Source organism: Dokdonella sp. (genome assembly GCF_049593775.1).
In the GTDB taxonomy this organism is placed as follows: Bacteria; Pseudomonadota; Gammaproteobacteria; order Xanthomonadales; family Rhodanobacteraceae; genus Dokdonella.
This window is the reverse complement of record NZ_JBAWHJ010000177.1, coordinates 1-1,519: the sequence shown is the minus strand read 5'-3', so window position 1 is coordinate 1,519 and position 1,519 is coordinate 1. Positions and strand designations below refer to the sequence as shown.

Annotated in this window: 1 protein-coding gene; it reads right to left on the bottom strand. The window is 59.7% G+C overall.

The features are described from left to right. Positions 1–139: 139 nt before the first annotated feature. Positions 140–1,336 carry a class I SAM-dependent rRNA methyltransferase gene (locus tag WBP53_RS06170; protein WP_423926995.1) on the bottom strand — a complete coding sequence of 399 codons (1,197 nt, stop codon included), beginning with the start codon at positions 1,334–1,336 and terminating at the stop codon, positions 140–142. Positions 1,337–1,519 lie beyond the last annotated feature (183 nt).

Genomic DNA, 1,519 nt, shown 5'->3' with positions numbered 1-1,519 from the left:
AACGAGGTACATGATGCCGTACCAGTGCACGGCCAGCGGACCAATGGAAAAGGCAATCGGATCGAAATCTACGAAGTAGTGCATGAATTCTTCTTGGCGAATGGTCGTTTGATCTTCACGACATTATGCCAGCGACCACTCAGGCTGGCAGGATGCGTAGGACAAAACCCTTCAGGTACTCGGTTTCGGCAATCGCCGGATGAATGGGATGATCCGGCCCCTGCTGCAGGTTCCAGAGCAACTGCGCCTGACGATCCAGATGACGCGCACCTTGCTGCACGCCATCGAGCAGTACCGTGCGCGGCATGTGGTACGAACATGAGCAGGTGATCAGGATGCCATCGCGCTCGAGCACCTGCATGCCCAGTTCATTCAATCGCCGATAGGCAACGCGACCCTCGGCGAGATCCTTCTTGCGTTTTACGAAGGCAGGCGGATCGAGAATGACGACATCGAAGCGTTCACGCTGCTCGCGCAATGTCTTCAGGTGATCGAATGCGTCCGCGCGCACGGCGCTCACGCGATCGGAGAATCCATTGCGCTCGATGTTTCGTGCAATCGCATCGACAGCCGGTTGCGAAGCGTCGACACACACCACCTCGCTGGCGCCGTATGCGGCCGCGCGCAGGCCCCAGCCGCCAAGATAGCTGAACATGTCGAGTACGCGCTTGCCCTTGACCAGATGTTCCAGGCAATCGCGATTTCCGCGCTGGTCGTAGAACCAGCCGGTCTTCTGACCGCCTACCGGATCACATTCGAATTCGAGGCCGGCCTCGCGCACGATCAGGGGCTCGCTCGCCGGCTCACCCAGGCCGAGGTCGGCATAACTGGGCAGGTTCTCCATGGTGCGGATCGAGGCATCGTTCTTCCACCACAACTGCCGAGGCTTGATCACCTTGGCAACCGCTTCGGTGATTTCATCCTTGAGACGCTCCATGCCGGCGGTCGTCGTCTGCGCGACGATCACGTCACCAAAACGGTCGACGGTCAGGCCGGGCAAACCGTCGGATTCGCCGAACACCAGTCGGTAATACGGCTCGCCGTAGAGGCGCTCGCGCATGGCCAGGGCAACTTTCAGTCGATGCACGATCAGGGATTTGTCCAGCGCATGTTCCAGCCCTCGACTGACCAGGCGTGCGCAGATCAGCGAGTTCGGATTGACGTAGCCGACGCCGATCGGCTTGTCCCGGCTATCGACAATTGCACATACCTGCCCAGGCTCGAATCCTGACAAGGGCGAACGCTGCACATCAACCTCATTCGAAAACACCCAGAGGTGTCCGGCGCGCAGGCGCGTGTCTTCACCGCGCTTCAGATACAGCGCTGGAACCTGAATTTCCTCACTCACATTTGCCATTTCGGACCCCCTGAAAGCAACTTCATTCTACGCAGTTGCGTTGCGGCACCGGGTTTTGCAGGCGTGACCGGTGCGATTTGCCGCAACCACTGGCTACCAGCGCAGTCAGGGTGTACCGGGTTGCCCCGATGGGGAGGCGGTGAACGTTGCGCTCGTGCACCC